Origin of the sequence: Archangium gephyra, from assembly GCF_049060025.1 — a bacterium.
In the GTDB taxonomy this organism is placed as follows: domain Bacteria; phylum Myxococcota; class Myxococcia; order Myxococcales; family Myxococcaceae; genus Archangium; species Archangium gephyra_A.
In genome coordinates, this window is record NZ_JBMEQQ010000002.1 from 9600926 (window position 1) to 9621289 (window position 20364).

Annotated in this window: 21 protein-coding genes; 16 read left to right on the forward strand and 5 right to left on the reverse strand. The window is 70.9% G+C overall.

The window, feature by feature from the left end; translation table 11 throughout:
- Positions 1-89 precede the first annotated feature (89 nt).
- Complete coding sequence (locus ACN28I_RS41980) at positions 90-467, forward strand: inorganic diphosphatase (RefSeq protein ID WP_420947490.1); 378 nt, start codon at positions 90-92, stop codon at positions 465-467.
- Here the strand turns inward: ACN28I_RS41980 and ACN28I_RS41985 are convergent.
- The gene (locus tag ACN28I_RS41985) at positions 448-1914 is read right to left on the reverse strand and encodes a DUF885 domain-containing protein (RefSeq protein ID WP_420947491.1); all 1467 of its coding nucleotides are present in this window, start codon (positions 1912-1914) and stop codon (positions 448-450) included. The genes ACN28I_RS41980 and ACN28I_RS41985 overlap by 20 nt on opposite strands.
- 38 nt (positions 1915-1952) lie before the next feature.
- On the opposite strand from ACN28I_RS41985, the gene ACN28I_RS41990 reads away from it, so the two are divergent.
- The 4 genes from ACN28I_RS41990 to ACN28I_RS42005 all read left to right on the forward strand — a co-directional run bounded on the left by ACN28I_RS41990 (position 1953) and on the right by ACN28I_RS42005 (position 5858).
- Positions 1953-2171: a hypothetical protein gene (locus ACN28I_RS41990; protein ID WP_420947492.1), complete on the forward strand. Its 219-nt coding sequence runs from the start codon at positions 1953-1955 to the stop codon at positions 2169-2171.
- Between the two features lie 183 nt (positions 2172-2354).
- On the forward strand, positions 2355-2810 hold the full coding sequence (locus tag ACN28I_RS41995; protein WP_420947493.1) for an SRPBCC family protein: 456 nt from the start codon (positions 2355-2357) through the stop codon (positions 2808-2810).
- A gap of 91 nt (positions 2811-2901) precedes the next feature.
- Entirely contained in the window at positions 2902-5463 is a 2562-nt protein-coding gene (locus ACN28I_RS42000; protein WP_420947494.1) for an ABC transporter permease, read from the forward strand.
- A gap of 5 nt (positions 5464-5468) precedes the next feature.
- Entirely contained in the window at positions 5469-5858 is a 390-nt protein-coding gene (locus ACN28I_RS42005; RefSeq protein ID WP_329725820.1) for a response regulator, read from the forward strand.
- Positions 5859-5871: 13 nt separating this feature from the next.
- Here the strand turns inward: ACN28I_RS42005 and ACN28I_RS42010 are convergent, their stop codons facing one another.
- On the reverse strand, positions 5872-6198 hold the full coding sequence (locus tag ACN28I_RS42010; protein WP_420947495.1) for a PilZ domain-containing protein: 327 nt from the start codon (positions 6196-6198) through the stop codon (positions 5872-5874).
- 236 nt (positions 6199-6434) lie between these two features.
- Here ACN28I_RS42010 and ACN28I_RS42015 point away from each other — a divergent pair, with 236 nt between their 5' ends.
- The 11 genes from ACN28I_RS42015 to sctV all read left to right on the forward strand — a co-directional run bounded on the left by ACN28I_RS42015 (position 6435) and on the right by sctV (position 15325).
- Entirely contained in the window at positions 6435-6887 is a 453-nt protein-coding gene (locus ACN28I_RS42015) for a hypothetical protein (RefSeq protein ID WP_420947496.1), read from the forward strand.
- Positions 6888-6896: 9 nt separating this feature from the next.
- Complete coding sequence (locus tag ACN28I_RS42020; RefSeq protein WP_420947497.1) at positions 6897-7394, forward strand: ATP-dependent helicase HrpB; 498 nt, start codon at positions 6897-6899, stop codon at positions 7392-7394.
- Between the two features lie 2 nt (positions 7395-7396).
- Positions 7397-8197 carry a flagellar M-ring protein FliF gene (locus ACN28I_RS42025; protein WP_420947498.1) on the forward strand — a complete coding sequence of 267 codons (801 nt, stop codon included), beginning with the start codon at positions 7397-7399 and terminating at the stop codon, positions 8195-8197.
- 19 nt (positions 8198-8216) lie between these two features.
- Positions 8217-8732 carry a hypothetical protein gene (locus tag ACN28I_RS42030; protein WP_420947499.1) on the forward strand — a complete coding sequence of 172 codons (516 nt, stop codon included), beginning with the start codon at positions 8217-8219 and terminating at the stop codon, positions 8730-8732.
- Between the two features lie 114 nt (positions 8733-8846).
- The gene (locus ACN28I_RS42035; RefSeq protein WP_420947500.1) at positions 8847-10001 is read left to right on the forward strand and encodes a FliM/FliN family flagellar motor switch protein; all 1155 of its coding nucleotides are present in this window, start codon (positions 8847-8849) and stop codon (positions 9999-10001) included.
- A gap of 8 nt (positions 10002-10009) precedes the next feature.
- Positions 10010-10414, forward strand: coding sequence for a flagellar biosynthetic protein FliO (locus tag ACN28I_RS42040; RefSeq protein WP_420947501.1), 405 nt, complete (start codon positions 10010-10012; stop codon positions 10412-10414).
- The gene (sctR, locus tag ACN28I_RS42045) at positions 10411-11133 is read left to right on the forward strand and encodes a type III secretion system export apparatus subunit SctR (protein ID WP_420947502.1); all 723 of its coding nucleotides are present in this window, start codon (positions 10411-10413) and stop codon (positions 11131-11133) included. Before ACN28I_RS42040 ends, sctR begins: the two co-directional genes overlap by 4 nt.
- Positions 11134-11137: 4 nt before the next feature.
- Positions 11138-11407, forward strand: a complete 270-nt coding sequence (locus tag ACN28I_RS42050; RefSeq protein WP_324960552.1) for a flagellar biosynthetic protein FliQ — start codon at positions 11138-11140, stop codon at positions 11405-11407.
- Entirely contained in the window at positions 11404-12198 is a 795-nt protein-coding gene (locus tag ACN28I_RS42055; RefSeq protein WP_420947503.1) for an EscT/YscT/HrcT family type III secretion system export apparatus protein, read from the forward strand. The genes ACN28I_RS42050 and ACN28I_RS42055 overlap by 4 nt, the downstream gene beginning before the upstream one ends.
- On the forward strand, positions 12195-13241 hold the full coding sequence (locus ACN28I_RS42060; protein ID WP_420947504.1) for an EscU/YscU/HrcU family type III secretion system export apparatus switch protein: 1047 nt from the start codon (positions 12195-12197) through the stop codon (positions 13239-13241). The genes ACN28I_RS42055 and ACN28I_RS42060 overlap by 4 nt, the downstream gene beginning before the upstream one ends.
- Complete coding sequence (gene sctV, locus ACN28I_RS42065; protein WP_420947505.1) at positions 13238-15325, forward strand: type III secretion system export apparatus subunit SctV; 2088 nt, start codon at positions 13238-13240, stop codon at positions 15323-15325. The genes ACN28I_RS42060 and sctV overlap by 4 nt, the downstream gene beginning before the upstream one ends.
- 9 nt (positions 15326-15334) lie before the next feature.
- Here sctV and ACN28I_RS42070 read toward each other — a convergent pair whose 3' ends face one another.
- The 3 genes from ACN28I_RS42070 to ACN28I_RS42080 form a co-directional block, all read right to left on the reverse strand.
- Positions 15335-15673, reverse strand: a complete 339-nt coding sequence (locus tag ACN28I_RS42070) for an HU family DNA-binding protein (protein ID WP_329725806.1) — start codon at positions 15671-15673, stop codon at positions 15335-15337.
- 124 nt (positions 15674-15797) lie between these two features.
- Positions 15798-16916, reverse strand: a complete 1119-nt coding sequence (locus tag ACN28I_RS42075; RefSeq protein ID WP_420948823.1) for a YhjD/YihY/BrkB family envelope integrity protein — start codon at positions 16914-16916, stop codon at positions 15798-15800.
- 438 nt (positions 16917-17354) lie between these two features.
- A complete protein-coding gene (locus ACN28I_RS42080) occupies positions 17355-19970 on the reverse strand; it encodes an Rne/Rng family ribonuclease (protein WP_420947506.1) in 2616 nt (871 codons plus the stop codon).
- Positions 19971-20364: the final 394 nt, after the last annotated feature.

The following is a 20364-nucleotide window of genomic DNA, read 5'->3' on the forward strand; positions in this document are numbered from 1 at the left end:
GTGCTACACAGCGCGGGTGTCCGAGTTCTCCCTGCCCCCGGAGCTTCCCGCGCGAGCCCGAAGTCCTCATCGAATCCCCTCGCTTCTCGGTGGTGAAGCGGCGCGCGGACGGGGGCGTGGACTTCATCTCCCCGCTGCCCTGTCCCTACAACTACGGCTGCATTCCGGGGCTGGACTCGGGGGATGGGGATCCGCTGGACGTGGTGGTGCTCGGCCCCCGCCTGCGCCGGGGCGAGCGTCTGCGCGTGCCGGTGGTGGGCGTGATTGGTTTCCTCGACGCGGGCTGCGCCGACCCCAAGGTCATCTGCAGTGCGCGGCCGCTGACCGCGGCGGACCGGGCGGGCCTGGAGACCTTCTTCCACGTCTACGCCCTGTTCAAACGGGTGCTGCACCGGGTGCGCGGCAAGCGGGGAGGGGACACCCGCTTCGTGGGCTGGCTCCCGGACGTCACGCGCCCGCCAGCATGAAGCGCCGCAGGAGCGCGGGCGGCACCGGGCCGAACGAGAAGAGCTCGTCGTGGAAGCGGGCCTCGTCGAAGCGGCTCCCCCGCTCGCGCCGGCAGTCCTCCTCCAGTTGCTCGAGCTCGAGCGCGCCCAGCAGGTAGGTGATGGCCTGCATGGGGATGCGCTTGTAGCGAAGCACCTCGCGCCGCGCGTTGGGCTCCGGCATGCGGGCGTGGTGCACGAGGTAGCGCACCGCCGCCTCGTCATCCATGCGCCCGGTGTGCAGGCCGATGTCCACCACCACGCGCAGGGCGCGCAGGGCCCGGGCCACGAGCGCGGTGAGCTCCTCGGGCGCGGTGTAGAAGCCCGCGCGCCGCATCCGCTCCTCGGCGTAGGTGGCGTAGCCCTCGATGTTGAGCATGGGGCCGAAGTGGCCCCGCGCCATGGCCACGTGGTCCGTCACCAGGAGGAAGCGGACCGGGGCGGGGTGCCGCGAGAAGGCGCGCTGCCAGGCGACGCTCTGGAGTAAGTGCCCGGGAATGCCCTCGTGCACGGCCAGCAGCGCGGCCCAGACGGTGGGGTGCGCGGCCGCCATGGGGGCCAGCACGAACCAGCCCACCTTGCGGGGATCCAACAGCGGCGCGGGCCAGTTGGTGCCCCGCACGTCCACCATCCCCGGCGGCAGCGGCTTCAGGCCCAGCCGGAGTCCCTCGGGCACGTTGAACAGCTCGCGCTCGTGGAGGAAGAGCTCGGCGCGCGCGATGAGCTCCCGGTAGAGGGGAATGACGTCCTCGTCCCGATCCGGGTGCTCCGTCTCGAGTCCGGCGAGCAGCGCCCGGGCTTCCCCCAGGTCGGTCAGGGTGGACGGTGCGCCGGGGAGCTCCTTGGCGAGCTGGCCGGAGAGCCGGACGATGGCCTCCTGGGCCCGGGCCAGGACGTCCTCGGCCTGGCGCACCAGCTCCTCGGGAGAGGCGGTGATGCCGAACATGTGCCGCAGCCGCCACCGGTACTCGTCGTCGCCGAGCACGACGTTCGCGTGCGTGTGCGGCAGGACGCGCTCGCGGAGGAACTGGCGGTGGGAGGCGAAGGCTCGCTGGGCCTCGCGGGCCGCCTGCTGAAGCTCCCGGGCGCCAGCGGGAGAGAGCTCCACCTGGTGCGCACCGGGCAGGGCCGGCAGGTGCTCGTAATAGCGCACGATGACGGGGAGCTGGTCCTCGGCGAAGTCGTGGACGATGTGCGGGTCCGGCACCTCCCGCGTGGCGAGGCCCTCGGCGAGCAGCTGCTCCTGTTGCTGGAGGAAGGTGGGGATGCGCGCGGCCCGGCTGGCGATGGCCGACCAGTCCTCGGCCGTTTCGGCCTGGCCGATCTGGTACTGCAGCATGGTGTGCGGGTAGGTCGACAGCTCGACATTGCGCCGGTGGCTGCGCAGGTCCTCGTAGGTGTGGACGTGGAAGCGGGTGACGTCGAGCATCGCCAGCCGGTCCAGCCGGGCCTCGGGGGCAGCTCCTCGTGGGGGAGGTGCTCGAGCCGGGCGAGGACGTCGCGGTGGAAGGCGTACTCGTCGCCCAGCGCGGAGGCGGAGAGATCCTTCAGCCGGTCATCCAGGTGGTGGAGCCCGAGGGTGGTGGCCTCCTCGGGCTGGGTCTCGAGGTAACGCTCGAAGAACGAGGCACGGAGCCGCAGGAAGAGCTCGAGAGCGGGCGAGGGGGCCTTGTTCATGGCCCCTGAAGTTAGTCATGGCTCCGGGGACGGGTGGAGTGTCGGCTCATGGACACGTGGAGCCGGTTTTCACCGGCGCGCCGGACAGAACGGACCGGGCGCCCCACCTTCCGCGGGGCGAGGTGCCCGGTGCGTGTCCATGCATGGCGCCACAGGGGGCCCGGGTCCCCGTTGGGGAGGCAGGCAGGCGAGATGGTCGAACTGGAGCAGAGCGTGCTCATCCGGCGTTCTCTGGCGGAGGTCTTCGCGCTGGCGAGTGATCCGAAGAACGACCCGGACTGGAGCGCGGTGGTCGAGCAGGTGGAGGCGACAGGGCCCCTGGGCGTCGGGGTCCACCTCATCCAGCGGGTGCACCTGCTCGGACGGCGCGCGCACGTGCCCGTCGAGGTGCTCGAGTACGAGCCTCCCACGCGCGTGGTGTTCCGGGCGAGCATCCCGCACATCCAGGTGATGGGCTGGCGCCTCTTCGAGCCGGTCCGGGACGGGACTCGGGTGATCTTCCGCACGCAGGCCCGGCTCAGCGGTCTGGTCTCCCTCACCACGCCGCTCTTCGTCCGCACCGCGAGGAAGCACCTGGCGGAGGACCTCGCGCAGTTGCGGCGTCTCCTGGAGTCCGCCGCATACCCCCAGCCGCTCCAGGTGACGTAAGGGCCGGCGTGTCACGAGGGCTGGGCGCATGCCTGCCTGCCCTTCATCCGAGCACCCCAGGCCACAATGGAGGGGATAAGGTGCGCGGGACATGTTCTCGCTGCTCCGGCTCGTCTCCCTGCGTCACATCCTGGGTACACCGCTGCGCACCGGCCTCACGGTGCTGGGCGTGGCGGTGGGTGTGGCGACCATGGTGGGGGTGATGTCCATCAATGGCTCGGTGCTGGAGGCCTTCCGCTCGACGGTGGATGCCATCGCCGGGAAGGCGGACCTCACGGTGGCGGGCTCGCAGGTGGGTTTCGACGAGGCCGTGCTGGAGCGGGTGCGGGCGGTGCCCGGGGTGGCGCATGCCTCGGGGGCGATGACGGTGATTGGCCCGGTCCAGGGCGCGCCGGGCGAGCGCCTCTATGTGATGGGCGTGGATCTGCTGGATGACGGCCACTTCCGCACCTACGAGGGGGTGGACCGGGATCTGGGCGCGCTGTCGGATGACCTGGAGTTCCTCAACTCGACGGACCGGATGCTCGTCTCGGAGCGCTTCGCGCGCGAGCGGGGATTGAAGGTGGGGGACGGCTTCCAGCTCGTCACCGGGAGCGGGCCCCAGGACTTCGTGGTGCACGCGCTCATTCGCGAGTCGGGGCCGGTGAAGGCCTTCGGCGGCTCGGTGGGCGTGATGGACGTGGCGTCGGCGCAGGCGGCCTTCGGGCGCGAGCGGACGTTGGATCGCATCGACGTGGCGGTGGACCCGTTGGTGGGCGTGGACGCGGTGCGCGAGCGCCTGCGCACGGCGCTGGGCGGAGGCTTCGAGGTGGAGCGCCCGTCACGGCGGGGCGGCTCGGTGGCCACCATGGTGCGCAGCTTCCAGATGGGGCTGAACCTGGGCTCCGGGGTGGCGCTGCTGGTGGGGGTGTTCCTCGTCTACAACACCATCGCGATCAGCGTGGTGCAGCGGCGCAGGGAGATTGGAACGCTGCGGGCGCTGGGGGCCACGCGCCTGCGCATCCGGGCCCTCTTCACGCTGGAGGCGCTGGTGCTGGGCGGGGTGGGGACGGTGCTGGGGTTGCCGCTGGGGGTGCTCATCGGGCGGCTCGCCATCGGCTGGGTGTCCGGCGCCATCTCCAGTCTCTACATCCAGGTGAACGCGCGGGACGTGACGGTGGGCCCGCTGGAGCTGGGGCTGGGTGTGGCGCTCGGCGTGCTGGGCAGTGGCTTCGCGGCCCTGATGCCGGCGCTGCGGGCCTCGAGCGTGCTCCCGGTGGAGGCGCTGCGGCGGGACGCGGCCCAGGGCGCGGGAGTGGGCAGCTCGCGCCTGTCCACGGGGTTGGGCGTGGGGTGCCTGCTGCTCGTCTATCCGGCCACGTGGCTGCCCGCGCCGGTGGAGAACCTGCCGGTGGGGGGCTACATCTCCATCTTCCTCGTGCTGATGGGGACCACGTTGTTGGCTCCGCAGGTGCTGCGCCTGCTGTGGCACGTCTACCAGCGTCCCGGCGAGGCGCTGCTGGGGGTGAGTGGCCGGCTGGCGGCGGACAACTTCGCGCGAGCGCCCGCGCGCACGGCCGTCCCGGTGTCCGCGCTGGCCATCGGCGTGGCCATGTCGGTGTGCATCGCCGGCTTCGTGGGCTCCTTCCGCTCGGTCGCGCACCGGTGGTTGGATCAATCGGTGCCGGCGGACCTCTTCCTCACCTCCGCGGCGCGCATCGCGGGCAGCCGCAACCAGCCCATGGCACCGGAGCTGGCCGAGGAGCTCGCGGCGCTGCCCGGCGTGTCGGAGGTGGACCGGGTCCGCGTGCTGCCCCACGACGTGCTCGGCCTGCGCGCCTACGTCATCTCCCTCATCCCCGAAATCTACGAGCGCCACGGCAAGCCCCAGCTCCTGGAGGGCCGCCTGCCCACGCGCGAGGAGCGGCTGGGCGGGCGCGTCCTCATCTCGGAGAACCTCTCGCGCCGCAGGAACCTGCACGTGGAGGACACCTTCGAGATGTCCACCCCCACGGGCGCGCGCACCTACACGGTGGCCGGGGTGGCGGTGGACTACACCTCGGATCAGGGGGTCGTCTTCCTGGCGCGCGAGGTGTACCAGGCGCACTTCCAGGACGACCGGGTGGACACCTTCGAGCTGTACCTGTCGGACCGCTCGCGGCTGGACGAGCTGCGCCGGACCATCAGCGAGCGGTGGGGGGAGCGCCACCAGCTCTACGTGTTGAGCAACGCGGATCTGCGCCAGGAGGCCACCGCGCTCATCGACGAGGCCTTCTCCGTCTCCTACGCGATGGAGGTGGTGGCGGTGCTGCTGGCGCTGCTGGGGGTGGTCAACACGCTGCTGGCGGCGGTGCTGGACCGGACCCGGGAGATCGGCCTGTTGAGGGCGGTGGGCGCGGCCCGGTCCCACATCGTCTGGCTGTTCGTGGGGGAGGCGGGCTTCATCGGCCTGTCAGGAGGGCTCATCGGAGGGCTGGCGGGCCTTTGGATGGGGGTCCTCATCACCGACGTGGTAGGCGGTCAGGCCACGGGGTGGAGCTTTCCCTATATTTTTCCCGCCCGGCTGGCGGTCATCATGGGGGTTGCATCGACCCTGTGCGCCATCGTGGCCGGGCTGTATCCTGCGCGTCGTGCCGCCACCCTCAACGTGGTGGAGGCACTCGCATACGAGTGAGTCCCATGGGTGCCAACCTGCAGAATCCCTTCCACATCCTCCTGGTCGAGGACGAGCCCGTCATCCGGGAACTCGTGCGTTCCATGTTGAGCGACGGGGCCGTGGAGGTCGTATGCGCCGCCAATGGCATCGAGGGATTGAAGCTGGCCAAGAGCCGCCCCTTCCAGCTCGTGCTGATGGACGTGGTGCTGCCGCAGTTGGACGGCATCTCGGTGTGCCGGATGCTCAAGAGCGATCCCTCGACGTCGAAGGTGCCCGTCTACATGCTCACCGCCAAGTCCAAGAAGTCGGACATGGAGAGCGCCACCATGGCGGGAGCGGATGGCTACATCCAGAAGCCCTTCAAGGGCGCGGAGCTGATGGCGCTGGTGGAGCGGCTGCGCCGGGTGGTGTGAGGCGAGGCCCGGCTCAGGGCAGGCGCGGGTGGAGGTAGCGCGCCAGCAGCAGGAAGTGATCCCAATCCAGGTCCGCGAACTCGAGCGCCACGCCATGCGCGGCGCGGCGGACGACGTTGCACGTGGCGGTGATGTCCCCGATGCCGGGCAGCGGCAGCGTGAGGGAGAGCTGCTTCGTGGTGTCCGGGGGATGGCCGTGGAGGAACAGGCCCGCCATGGAGAGGTCGCGCGCCTTGACGAGCACGGTGCGCTCGCCCAGGTGCACCTTCACCATCCAGTTGGCGTCCACGCGCGGGTGGAAGCGCTCCTGGGGGCGCAGGGGGGGAGTGGACGGCAACATGGGGAACCTCCTCGGGGTGCGACAGGGAGCTACAGTCTGGAGCAGCCCTGGGGGGTCGCAACTTTTCGTCCGGAGCCCGCCAGCACCGCCTGACCGTCCACGCGCGCGGATGTGCGCTCCACGCCGTGGAGGGTTGCCCGGGTGGGGACGCCGCCATGTGCCCGGGAAGACTGCGCTCGCCGCCTGGCATGCCGGCTGAAGAAGCCCCGGCGCATCCCAAGCGCAGGAGGCATCACGTGGAGAACGGCAATCGGATTGGCTCGCTGTCCATCACCCCGACGGTGGCGAGGCAGACGCCACAGAACGACTTCGGCACGGTGTTCGCGCGGACGGCGCAGGAGGTGGTGAAGGCGGGAGCGGGAATCGCGGCGTCGATGATGCCGGGGGCCCCGATGGTGAGCGCGGCGGTGGCGAGCATCAGCTCGGTGGTGTCGTCGACGGCCTCGTCTGTCGGGGGGGCGTCGGCGGTGGGCGGTGCGGGAGGAGTGGGTGGCACCGCGGGAGGGGGAGAGCAGTGGGACCTGCTGGCGGCGCAGCGGGAGATGCAGGCCGAGGGGATGAAGATGAACCTGGCCTACATGAACCTGCAGAACGAGATGCAGGCGGAGAGCCGGGCGCACAACGCCATCTCCAACATCATGAAGGTGCGCCACGACTCGGCGAAGGCCGCCATCAACAACATCCGCTAGGGGCGAGCCATGGCCATCGACAAGGTGGGGGCGATTGGCGGGGCGGGAGCGACGCCCGCGCAGGAGCCCTCGGGGAAGGCGCGGTTCGGCGAGGTACTGGAGGGGGTGAAGGGCCCGGCGAAGCATCCGGGGCCCCGGGTCGCCACCGAGGGCACGCCCCAGGTGGCGGCCCCGGAGAAGACGGAGGCGGCGCGCGGGACGTGCAAGGCGGAGGGAGTGGAGAAGGCCGCGGGAGGGACGTCGGAGGTGCGGGCCGGGGGGCGGGTGGACTCGGTGCAGGCGGCGAAGTCGCAGCAGGCGGTGCAGGTGCTGGACCGGGTGACCGAGGCGCAGAAGCGGTTGGACAACCTCCTGGCGCTGGCCGAGTCCGGCAGGTCGTTCACTCCGGCGGAGCTGCTGGCCGTCCAGGCCCACGTGTACCGGGCGAGCCAGGAGCTCGATCTCGCCGGGAAGGTCGTCGAGAAGGCGACCGGTGGCGTCAAGCAGGTGCTGCAGACCCAGGTGTGAGGATGCCCATGAACTTCCGACGCTGTCTCTTCCTGCTGCTCCTGTGTGCCACGGGGTGCCGGGAGCGCATCCAGCACGGCCTGGACGAGCGCCAGGCCAACGAGTTGCAGACGGTGCTCGTCGAGCGGGGGCTCGATGCGCGCAAGGTGCCCGAGGCGGGCAAGAAGCCCACGTGGGCCATCGAGGTGACCGAGGAGCAGTCCTCGGACGCGGTGCGCATCCTCGCGGAGCTGGGGCTGCCGAGGCCCAAGGCGGACGAGGGCTGTGACGTCTTCGGCGGAGGCGGGCTGGTGCGGACGCCGGTGGAGGAGCAGCTCTGCCGGGTGAGGGTGATGGAGCAGGGGCTGGAGAAGACGCTCCAGACGGTGGAGGGGGTCATCCTCGCGCGTGTGCACCTGGTGGTGCCGCCGCCGCCGAGGCCGGGACAGCCGCCGGTGCCGTCGAAGGCCTCGGCGATGCTGCGGGTGGCACCCGGTTACGCGGAGACGATCAAGGGCTCGCGGGAGCTGCTGCGGTCGCTGCTCGCGGGAGGCGTGGAGGGGCTCGCCTCCGAGTCGGTGTCCCTCATGGTGGACGAGGTGTCCACGCGCGTGGTGGCGCCTCCGCCCGGGGCGTCTCCGCTGGCGCGGCTGCGGGTGCTGCTGGCGGTGCTGTCCCTGGCGGTGACGGGGCTCTCGGTGGGGTTGATCCTCATGACGCTGCGTCTGCGGCACTACCGGGCGAGAGCGGAAGCGAAGCCCGCGGCGCCACCGGCCCCCGCGCGCCCGGTGGTGACACCTGGGGCCGCGCGCAAGGTGGCGTGAGCTTGTGGGGGGATGAGACATGGAGGTGACGCGCATCGAACGTCCTGGCGCGAAGACGCCAGGGCCGGAGCCGACGGTGGCGGTCCGGGCTCCCCGGAGTCCGCCGCCGGAGCCCGCCAGGAAGCCAACGTATCCGGAGCCGGTGAAGGGCCCGACTCCTGTTTCGCTGCCCCTGGAGCGGATTGCCCTGGTGGCGCTCGTCTTTGGGCGGGAGCGGGCGGGGGCGCTGCTCGAGGGCTTGCGGGAGCCGGAGGTGAGGCAGGCGAAGAACCACCTGGCGGGCTTCTCCGCGCTCTCCTCGGCGAGGCGGCAGGCACGGGTGGCGGTGGAATTCGGAGTGCGGCCGGATGCCGCGGCGCGGCTGCGGGCGGTGATGGAGGAGGCTCCAGAGGTACTGGGGCGGGAGCTCTTCCGGAGACTGCCGCCCTATCACCGCAGCCTCTTCCCGGAGCGCCAGGTGGAACCGCCCGGCGCTGCGGCCACCCCGGCGGTGTGCGCCCTGGCCGAGCGGCTCATCCGCGAAGCCACGCGTTGAGACACCCCGTCCCGAGCCGGGACGGCCCCTGACATCCAACCCCTCGTTTTCGCGGGCACGGCCGTTGGCATCGGCCGTGAACAGGAGCAGTGCGTCCGCCGCACGGAGCGAACCATGCAGAGTCCTCTCGGAGAGAGCAGTCAGTCCACGACGTTGAAGCCGATGAAGCTGCGCCGGCTCGGTACACGCCGGCTGTCGCGGGCCCACGTGACGCTGAACGAGCGGCCCCAGGTGGTGCGGCTCGCGCGGCAGGCGCTCCAGGGGGTGTGCGAGGCGCTCGGCCGGGAGCTGGGGTGCCCCGTCCGAGCGGAGGCGCGATTGCTGGAGGCGGTGGTGATGCCGGCGGCGGGGCTGGCGCACACGGCGGCCTTCGCCCTGGTGGACCTGTCGGCGACGGGGGGGACGGCGGTGCTGGAGCTGGAGCCGACGGTGCTCTTCGCCGCGCTGGAGCGCCTGGCGGGGGCGGGGACGAAGCCCGGTCCCATCACGGAGCTGACGCGCCTGGAGGAGGCCTCCTTCGCCTTCCTGGGCCTGTCGGCGCTGTACGCGCTGCGCGGCCAGGAGGAGCTGCACCGGCGGTTCGGTCCGCGTCTCGTCGCGGTGACGATGAATCGCACGGAGGCACTGGCGCGGCTCGATGCCCGGCAGCGCCACCTGGGTGTGGAGCTGACGGTGACGGTGGGGCAGACGACGGCGGGTGGGCGGCTGGTACTTCCCGCCGTGGTGCTGGAGGGGGCGTTGAAGGAGCTGCCAGCGGAGCGTGACACGGCGCTCGCACCCGAGGTGCTGGCGGCGCGGTTGGAGGCCCGCTGCTTCGTGGGCTGCACGTCCCTGCCGGGCAAGGCCTTGGAGTCGCTCGGGCCGGGAGACGTCGTTCTTTTCGAGGGGCTGCGCCGGGAGGGCACGGAGCTGTCGGGCCTCGGGCGCATCGTCCTGCGCGGCTTCGAGCTGACGGGTGACTTCACTCCCGAGGGTTTCTCGTTGAACCACGCGCGCAAGCGCGGACTTTTCCAGGAGTCGGACATGGCGACCGTAATCGAGCGGAGCGAGGGAATGCCCCCGCTGCCGGTGGAAGTGGAGATCGAGCTGACGAGGCTGCTGCTGCCGCTCTCGGAGCTGGCGGGGTTGAAGCCGGGGGCGCTGCTGCCGCTGCACATCAACGCGAGCGAGCCGGTGCTGCTGCGCGTGGGCGATCGGGCCGTGGCTCGGGCGGAGCTCGTGGACATCGAGGGCGAGGTGGGGGCCCGCATCCTCACCCTGCTGCCATGAGCGCGCCCATGAAGACCCTGCTCGACTCCATGTCTCCGCGGAACAAGCTGCTCCTGGCGCTTGGGCTCGTGCTCGGATTGTCCGCGCTGGCCCAGTTGGGCGGCGTGTCGGCGGCTGTGTTGGCCCGGGGGCTGCTGGGGGCCGCGGCCCTGGGGGGCCTGGGGTGGTGGCTCGTGCGGCGTGGACGGGCCGACGTCCGTTTCGCACTCACCGAGCGCATGCGGGTGGTGTCCAGGACGGGCCTGTCGCCGCGCTGTGGACTGGCACTGGTGGAGGTGGAGGGGAGCCGCTACCTCGTGGCCTTTGGAGACTCCTTCGCGGAGATCCGCCGGGCGCACGCCCCCGTGCGAGTGAAGACCCGGTCGAAGCGGCGCGCGGTGGCCCGCTCCTACGAGAAGGAGACGTTGTCATGAGCCGCGCGTTGCTCGTGGCGGGCGCGCTCGTTCCCGGGCTGGCCTCGGCGGAGGCGCCGCTCTCGCAGATGTCCTTCGCTGGCAGCCCGCTGTCGATGATGGGGATGCTGGCGCTGATGTCGCTGCTGCCCTTCGCGGTGCTGATGCTGACCAGCTTCTCGAAGATCGCCGTGGTGTTGTCACTGGCCCGCTCGGCGATGGGAACGCAGCAGGCGCCGCCGACCATCGTGCTCACGGGGCTCGCAGCGGTGCTGACGGGGCACATCATGGCGCCGGTGATGGAGCGCATGTACGACGTGGGGCAGGCCGTCTACCAGGACGTCGGCTCCGGGGCGCAGATCATCAGCGCGGCGGAGAGGGTGACCGAGCCGCTGCGCGCCTTCCTGGTGAAGCATGGCAGCCCGGAGGAGCGGGCCCGTTTCCTGGACCTGGCGCGCGAGCTGCGGCCGCCCGAGGAGGCGGACCAGGTCCACGAGGAAGACCTCTTCGTGGTCATTCCGGCCTTCGTCATCACCGAGCTGACGGAGGCCTTCCAGATTGGCTTCCTCGTCTTCCTCCCGTTCCTGGTGCTGGACATGGTCGTCGCCAACATCCTGCTCGCGCTCGGAATGCAGTCGTTGTCACCGAGCCAGGTGAGCCTGCCTTTCAAGATCCTCCTCTTCGTGGCCGTGGATGGCTGGGCGCTGCTCGCTCGGGGCCTCATCCTCGGTTACCGGTGATGCCATGACCCAGGACGTCCTGCTCGCACTGGGCCGCGAGGCGCTGTTGTTGATGGTGCTCGCCTCCCTGCCGCCCATCGGAGCCAGCCTGGTGGTGGGTTTCCTGATGAGCCTCTTCCAGGCCACCACGCAGCTTCAGGAGAGCACCCTCACGGTGGTGCCCAAGCTGTGCGCGGCGGTGCTGGCCCTGGTGGTGGCCGGACCGTGGATCGCCGGGCAGCTCACGCTCTTCGCGCATCGAGTCCTGCGAGTCATCGCGGAGGTGGGCGGGTGACCCTCGAGCTGCTTCGCGCACAGCTCGAGCCCCTGGGGCCGGGTGTGCTGGCGGTGGCCTTGTGCTCCGCGCGGCTGCTGCCAGTGGCCTTCCTCTGCCCTCTCCTGGGGGGACAGGCGGCGCCGACGACGGTGAAGCTCGCCCTGGTGCTGAGCCTCGCGCTCTTCCTGCACCATGTGGCGGGAGTGTCCCTGCCGGAGCCGGTGGAGACACCGATGCAACTGGCCGCCCTGGCGATCAAGGAACTCACCTACGGCACGTCCGTGGGATTGGTGGCGGCGCTGCCCTTCGACGCGGCGCGGATGGGCGGGCGCTTCATCGACTTGTTCCGGGGCACCTCGGCGGAGGCGAGCCTGCCCGTGGCCGGGACGCGCGAATCCGCTACGGGAGATGCGCTCTACCAGCTCCTCGTCGGACTGGTGGTGACGGGAGGGCTGATGCCCGTCGTGCTCTCCGGATTGGTGCGTGGCTTCGGGTGGGTGAGGCTCGGCGCGTACGTGCCCACCGAGGCGGCGGTGATGCATGTGGTGGGACTCGCTGGGGGCGCGATGGCCACGGGGCTCGCGGTGGGAGCACCCATCGCCGCGGCGGTGATGGCGGTGGACTGTCTGTTGGGGATGGTGTCGCGCGCCGCCCCCCAGGTGAACCTCCAGGAGCTGGGAGCGCCGCTGCGCATCCTGGCGGGAGGCGCATTGCTGTGGCTCGCGGTGGGCATCCTCTGTGAGCGGCTGCTCGCGGGCTTCCTCTCGGTGGACGGCGCGCTGTTCCGGCTCGGGGAGGTGGCGCGGTGAGCGAGAAGACGGAGCAACCCTCGGCGAAGCGCCTGCGCGAGGCGCGCCGCAAGGGACAGATTCCGCGCAGCCGCCTGCTGTCCTCCAGCGTGGTGACACTCGGAGGGCTGCTCGGCCTCACCGCGTCGGCACCCACGGGCTTCGCGAGGCTGAAGGAGTGGACGGCCCGGTTGATGTTGCACCAGGAGCCGACGGGCGCATTGCAGGAAGCAGTGGGGTTGATGGCGCTCCTGGTGGGCCCCGCGCTCGGGGGCGCACTGCTGGCATCTCTCGCGGTGTCCGTGGCCACGGTGGGCTTCGAGCTGAACACGGAGCACGTGATGCCGAAGCTCGAGCGCATCAACCCGGCGGAGGGCTTGAAGAAGCTCTTCAGCCTGAGACCGCTCATCGAACTGGGCAAGGCGCTGCTCGTGACCGCGGTGGTGGTGTGGCTTCTCTGGAGCGCGGCCGTGGAGGCCGGACCGGACGTACTCCGCGCGGCCTGGCTGGAGGGCCCGCTGGGGCTGGAGCACATCCTGGGCCGGCTCGGGCCGCTCACCCTCCGGCTCACGTGGGTCCTCGTGGTGCTGGGCGTGGGCGACTACGCACTCGCACGCCGCAAGCACGTGAAGGACCTGATGATGACGCGCGAGGAAGTGAAGCGGGAGCACAAGGAGAGCGAGGGCGACCCGCACCACAAGGGCCAACGCAAGGCGCTGCACCGCCAGTTGGCCGCGGGAGGTCCGGCACGTGGAGTGCAGAAGGCGAGCGTCGTGGTCGTCAACCCCACGCACATCGCGATCGCGCTCCGCTATGCCACGGAAGAGTGTGAGGCGCCCTACCTCGTCGCCAAGGGGCGGGAGGCGGACGCGCTCTCACTGAGGCGTGAGGCCGAGCGGCTCGGAGTCCCGGTGGTCCGGGACGTGCCGCTGGCCCGCAGCCTCATCCACTACGACGTCGGGGAGGAGATCCCCGAGGAGCTGTACCAGGCCGCCGCGGCGGTCCTCCGGGTAGCGCAGGAGTCGCAGGACGTGGACGACCATCCACGGAGGCAGACGTCATGAACCGACTGATGAAGATTCTCATGAGGGCTCGCAAGTCCTCGGACGTGGTGCTCGCGGCGGCGATGGTCGCGGTGCTCGGTGCGTTGATCATCCCGCTGCCGCCCTGGCTGTTGGACCTGGGGCTGGCCATCAACCTGGCGGCGGCGGTGGCGCTGCTGGTGGCGGCGCTCTACGCCCGGGACGCGCTGAAGGTGACGTCCTTCCCGACATTGCTGCTGTTCACCACGCTCTTCCGGCTCGCGCTCAACGTGTCGTCCACGCGGCTGGCGCTCGCGGAGGGACATGCGGGAGAGGTCATCCAGGCCTTCGGCGAGTTCGTGGTGCGGGGGGACTACGTCGTTGGCGCGGTCATCTTCGCCATCCTCACGCTGGTGCAGTTCCTCGTGGTGGCCAAGGGCGCCGAGCGCGTGGCCAAGGTCTCCGCGCGCTTCACCCTGGACGCGATGCCGGGCAAGCAGATGTCCATCGACGCGGACCTGCGCGCGGGCGCCATTGATCAGGCACAGGCCCGCCGCCGGCGCCGGAACCTGGAGCGCGAGTCGCAGATGTTCGGCGCCATGGATGGCGCGATGAAGTTCGTGAAGGGAGACGTCATCGCCGGTCTGGTCATCGTGGCGGTGAACCTCCTGGGCGGCATCTGCATCGGCATCCTGCAGAACGGGATGACGATGGCGGACGCGGCTTCCACCTACGCGCTCATCGCCATCGGTGACGGGTTGGTGTCGCAGATTCCCTCCCTGTGCATCGCGGTGGCGGCGGGCCTCGTCGTCACGCGCGTGGCCTCGGAGAAGGAAGACGACTCGCTCGGCGCGGAGATTGGCGCGCAGCTCTTCGGCGAGGCCAAGGCGCTCTGGGTGGTGGCCGCGCTTTGTGTGGCCCTCGCCGCGATGCCGGGGATGCCGCACCTGACGTTTCTCGGGCTGGGGGCGGCCCTGGGGGGACTCGCGCATTCCCTCGCGCGGATGAAGGCCGCCGCGGCGGAGGAGGATGCCGCCATGGCCCAGGCCGAGGGCAAATCCGAAGCAGGGGAGGCGGCGCAGGGCGGACCGGGAGCGCCTCCCGAGAGCACGGTGGCCCCGGTGGGCGTGGCCCCGCTGACGGTGGACCTTGCGCCGGACCTCACCCCGCTGGCCCAGGAGCAGGGGGGCGCGTTCGTGCACCAGGTGCTCAACCGGGTACGGGACGAGCTCTTCTACGAGCTGGGCGTGCGTGTGCCGGGCATCCGGGTGCGGACCGAGGCCGCCTATCTGCCAGCGGGCAGCTACCGCATCCTGATGGATGAGGTGCCCGCGGCGATGGGACAGGTGGTGCCCGGAGCACTCTATGCGCTGGCGCAGCCGGAGGAGCTGGCCTTCCTGGAGCTGAAGGCGGAGCCCGCGATGGAGCCCTCCACCGGCAAACTCATCAGCCGCGTGCCGGCGGAGGCGCGTGCACGTCTGGAGATGGCGCAGGTGCCGCTTCGGAACGCGGGGGAGCTCATCGCCGAGCACCTGCGGAGCATCATCCGCGCCCGCACGGCGGGGTTCCTCGGCATCCAGGAGGTGCAGGGGCTGCTGGACGGGCTCGAGGCCCAGGCCCCCACGCTGGTGAAGGAAGCGCTCCAGAAGGTCCCGCTGCCGCTGCTCACCGAGGTCCTGCGCAAGCTCGTGGAGGAGCAGGTGAGCATCCGCAACATGCGCGCCATCCTCGAGGCGCTGGTGGCTCCCACGACCGAGGGGGATGCGACGGCCCTGGCCGAGCGCTGCCGCCAGGCGCTGTCCCGTTACCTCAGCCACAAGTTCGCCCCATCCGGGCCGCTCTTCGCCTACCTGGTGGATCCGGAGATCGAGGAGACGCTGCGCTCCGGCGGGCCCCGTGGGCCGGCGCCCTCGCCCGAGCGGGTGGCGGAGATCCTGGAGGGGGTGAAGCACCTCGCCACGGGCGGACAGACGGTGCTGCTCACCGCGCCCGACGTCCGGCGGACCCTGCGCAAGCTGTGCGAGGGCGCCTTCCCGGACGTCGCGGTGCTCACCTATGGCGAGCTGGACATGAACCTGCAGATCCGCCCCTTGGGGCGGCTGTCACCCGTGCCCCTGGGGCGTTGAGCGGGGGGGTTAGTAGGTGCCGCTGCCGCTCTTGGGGTCGAACGAGATGTCGGACTGCGGGGTCTGGGGGGCCGGCCGGTTGACCCGGTCGCGCAGCTCCTTGCCCGTGCGGAACAGCAGGCCCCGCTTGGGCTTCACGGGGATGATCTGTCCCGTCTTGGGGTTGCGGCCCTGGTAGCCCTGGTAGTTCTTCACATGAAAGGCGCCCAGGCCGCGGATCTCGATGTTCTCCCCGCGGCAGAGCGCCTCCTTCATGGACTCGAAGATTGTCTCGACCGTGGCCTCGGCCTGTTTCTGCGTCATCCCCTTCTTGCCGACGAGGACGTTGATCAGATCGGACTTCAGCATCGCACGCTCCCGCAAACCGCTTGACTCCTCGGAAACAGGGCGCTTGGCCCGTAGTCGAATCCCAAAAACATAACAGAACGGGGGCGGCACGCAAGGCGCGAGGACCGCCAACCTCTTAGAAACGTTACGGATTTCCGCTTCCCGCTACGTCCTCGGCTGGAGCGGGCGTCGAGGCGGTGGCCACCTGGGCCTCCGCGAGGCCCGGGCGCACCAGGATGGCGAGGTCCACCCACCGGGTCCGGCGCAGCACGTCCAGGCCCGCACGGTCCGACTCCTGGAAGAAGGCGTCCAGGACCTCGAAACCGGGGGCTCGTGGAGTCGTGTGGGCTCCGGGCTCCACGGGGTTGTAGACGCCGTGGACGGCGAGTGTCAGGTCGGCCAGGGTGAGCTCGGCCGGAGCGCGGGCTGGCAGGATGCCTCCCCTCCGGTGGCGCTCGACCAGGCCCGCCCGTTCGAGGTCGTCCACCACCTCGTCGACGAGGGCCTCGGCGACCCGGAGGCGCAGGGCCAGATCCCGGGGCAGGGGAGGCGTCGCGCCGTCGAACCAGACGAGCGTGGTCTCCTGGGCCACCCGGGCGGCCACCAACTCCCGTGCGCGAGGGTGGGCGCCGAAGGCCCACAGCGAGTCGCGGAACGTGGCGTGCTCCACCGCGTAGGAGAGGCGGGCGCCGATGAGGAACAGGAGCCAGTCCACGTACAGCCACGCGAGGAACATGGGCAGGGCGCCCAGCGAGGCGTAGAGCGGGTTGTGGCGGAAGCTGTACGCGGCGATCCCCGTGTACACATGCCGCGCCACGCTCCAGGCCGCTCCCGCCACCAGCCCGCCCGCGAGCGCCGAGCGCAGGCGCAGGTGGGTGTTGGGCGTCACGTAGTAGAGCAGGGTGAGCCCACTCGCCGCCATGAGGGGAGACAGGGCGCCGAACAGCAGCTCGAAGAGGTCCACGACGAGCGGCGCGTGGGTGCCCTCCAGGAAGGAGCGGACCACGCCCGACCCCGTGAACGAGATGGCCAGCATCAGCGGCCCCAGCAGCAGCAGCCCCGCGTAGATGAGCCCGCGCACCAGCCAGGAGCGGTGGTTCTTCACGCCCCAGATTTCGTTCAGCGAGACGTCGATGTTGTGCAGCAGCGAGCCCGCCGAGAAGAGCAGGCCGAGGAAGCCCGCGCTTCCGATGGCCGTCGTGTGGCCCGGCTCCAGGAAGCCCTCGAGGAAGGCCGCCGACTCCTCGCGCACGCCGGGGGCCATCACCGCGAAGATCGAGCTCCCGCAGGCGATGCTGGATCTCCTGTTGGTGGTAGGCCCCGAGCAGGGCCACCACCACCGTCAGCAGCGGCACCAGGGAGAAGACGCTGATGTAGGTGAGCGCCGCGGCCCGCAGGCGGATGTTCTCGCCCTGGAAGCCTCGTGCGAGGCCGCGCACCGCCTGAAAGGTGTCCTTCGCGAAGCGGCCCGTGCGCGTCCGCTCCAGCGGAGCCCAGGTGCGCCGGGCCCATTGAAACGCGCTGGTGCGCAGTCGCTTGACGAAGAGGGGGGTGAAGGGCCGCATCCGGGGGACGCCCAGGCTAGCCAATGCCGGGGCGGCTCGGCCAGGGGGAGGGGGGCTCGGGGCCCGCGGTGGGTGCTCCACAGCGGGCCCGGCACCCTCACCCCGTCCCTCTCCCGAAGGGAGAGGGGAGGTCGGGCTCAGGTGTTGCCGCCGGACTCGTTGCCGCCGTTGGATGACTTCGGCTGCTCGCCTGCCTGGCCCTGCTGCGCCTGCTGCTGCTGTCCACGCCCCTCGCGCTGCTCGGGCCGGCGCTGCTGCTCGCCTCGGTTGCGGTCGCGGTCGCGGCCACCACCCCTGTCACCACCGCGCTCACCGCGCTCATTGCGGTCGCGGCCACCACTCCGGTCACCACCGCGCTCACCGCGCTCGTTGCGGTCGCGGCCACCACCCCTGTCACCACCGCGCTCGTTGCGGTCGCGGCCACCACCCCGGTCACGGTCGCGGCCACCCTCGCGTGCGCTCCGCTCGCCTCCGCCGCTCTCGGGCCGGCGCTGCATCGACAGCTCGCCATCACCCGAGCCCGGTGACGAGGCCACCTTGTGGTCCCCGCCCTGCGCGCTGCGGCCGTAGATGTCGTACTGCTCGCGGTGGTAGTTCTGCTGCGCCTTCACCTGGATGGACTTGTTGTAGCGGTCCATCAGGTGCCGCAGCTCCTGCCGCTCCTCGCCCTGGAGCAGCCGCGCCACCTCGGCGTTGCAGTTGATGACCAGCGTGGGGTCCTTGTAGCCCGGCGCCTCGCGGCGGATCTCCCCGAAGAGCTCGTAGGCCACCGTGGTCGCCGTCTTCACGAAACCCTTGCCGTCGCAGTACGGGCAGTCCTCGTGCAGCACGCGGCCGATGGACTCACGCACGCGCTTGCGCGTCATCTCCACCAGGCCCAGCTCGGAGATGCGCAGCACGTTCGTCTTGGCCTTGTCCCGGCCCAGCGCCTCCTGCAGCGACTTGAAGACCTTGTCCCGGTTCTGCGGCTTCTCCATGTCGATGAAGTCGCAGATGATGATGCCGCCGATGTTGCGCAGCCGGAGCTGGTAGACGATCTCCTTGGCCGCCTCGACGTTGATCTTGGTGATCGTCTCCTCGAGGCTCTTCTTGCCGACGTAGCGGCCCGAGTTGACGTCGATGGCGGTGAGCGCCTCGGCCTGGTCGATGATGAGGTAGCCGCCGCTCTTGAGCCACACCTTGCGCTGGGTGGCGCGCTGCAGCTCGTGCTCAATGCCGTAGGCGTCGAAGATGGGCTCGTCCGACTCGTGGAGCACCACCCGGTCCTTGAGGGCCGGGTCCTGCGCGTTCACGAAGCCGAGGATGCGCTCGTACTCCTCGCGGTCATCGACGACGAGCTTCTCCACGTCATGGGCGAAGAGGTCGCGCGTGGCGCGCAGGATGAGATCCAGGTCGGGGTGGAGCAGGCCGGGGCCACCGCGCTTCTCGTTGCGGCGCACCACCTGGTTCCACACCTCGATGAGGAAGCGGATGTCGGTCTCGAGCTTCTCCTGCGGCACGTTCTCGGCCACCGTGCGCACGATGAAGCCCGTCCCGGGCGGACGCAGCCGGTCCACGATTTCGCGCAGCCGCTTGCGCTCCTTCTCGTTGGAGATGCGGCGGCTGATGCCCACGTGGTCCACCGTGGGCATGAACACCAGGTGGCGGCCCGGGATGGAGATGTGCGAGGTGAGGCGCGCACCCTTGGTGCCGATGGGATCCTTGGAGATCTGGACCACGACCTCCTGGCCCACCTTCAGCAGCTCCTCGATCTTCGCCGTCTTGCGCGGCTTGGACTTCTCCTCGTCGCGCTTGCGCTGCTGCTCGTCGCGCTGCTTGCGGGCCTTGTCCTTCTCCCGGTCCTTCTCGCGGTCGCGATCCTTCTGCTCGCGGCGGGCCTCACGGGCCTCGCGAGCCGCCTCGCGGTTCTCACGCGGAGCCCGGCGCTCACCGGCGGCCGGCTCGGGACGCTGAGCAGGGGCAGGGGCCTCGGCCGGAGCGGCGGGGGCCACGGCGGCCTGCTGCTCGCTCGGGACGGTGGCCGGCTCGGGCGGCAGCGCCAGGGCCACGGAGCCCTCGGTGGTGTGCATCGACGAACCCGCCTCCGGAATGGCCGGGGCCGTCTGGGCCTCCACGCTCACGGGCGCGGACTCCACCGGCGCCACGGGGACGCTCACCGGCTCGGCGGGAGCGGCCACGGACACGGGCTCGGCCGGAGCGGCCACGGACACGGCCGGAGCGGCAGTGGACACGGGCTCGGCGGGGGCAGTTGCGGCCACCGGCTCGGCCGGGGCGGCCACGGCAGCGGGCGCCTCGGTCTGGGCGGCGGGCGCCTCGGCACGCTGCTCCTCCGGACGCTGCTCGGGCTCCTCGACGGCAGGGAGGGCCTCGCCACCGGGGGCGGCGTGCTCGTGGACCTCGGCGTCCACCTCGGCGCCCGAGTCATGAGCGGCCTCGGCGGCCATGGCCTCGGACTCCTCGGGCACTTCCGGGGCGTCGTCGTGCTCGCCTTCGGTCAGCTCGAACTGGGCGCGTGCGAAGTCCGGGTCGTAGACCACGTCACTGACGTAGAGGAACGCCGCCTTCTCCAGCCCGATATCCACGAAGGCCGCTTGCATGCCCGGGAGTACCCGGACGACGCGGCCCTTGTAGATGTTTCCGACGATGCCCTTGTCCTTCTTACGCTCGAGGTAGAATTCCGCGATGTGGCCGGTCTCGACGAGGGCCACGCGGGTCTCCCGGCCCGCCGCGTTGATGACGAGGATGCTGCTCATTGATGAATCCTGGGCGCGCGCGCGGATGCGTGAGCTCCGGCGGACGGGAGGCGACGGCGTCTCCCGCTTCCGAGCGCGCTGCGAGGGGAGAGGTGGCCCCAGGCCCTCGGTGCGCGCGAACGCAGGACGGCCCGTGTCTCCGGGCTCCGGCTGTCTCCGCGCGGGTGAGGGTTGAGGGGTCCAGAACCTGCTCCTCCGAGTTCATGTGGCCCCGCGGGCACCCTGCCGGGCGGGGACTTACTTCCAATCGAGCGTTCCGGAGTTCCCTGGCACGCCTACCGACCGTCCTCTTCCTTCCACACCCGGTCGGAGCCCATCCGCGGGCGCCTTGGGGGGGCGATAGAGACCCGATGCAGCGGCGCCCCCTGGTCTCCTGGGAACGCACCCGTCTCAA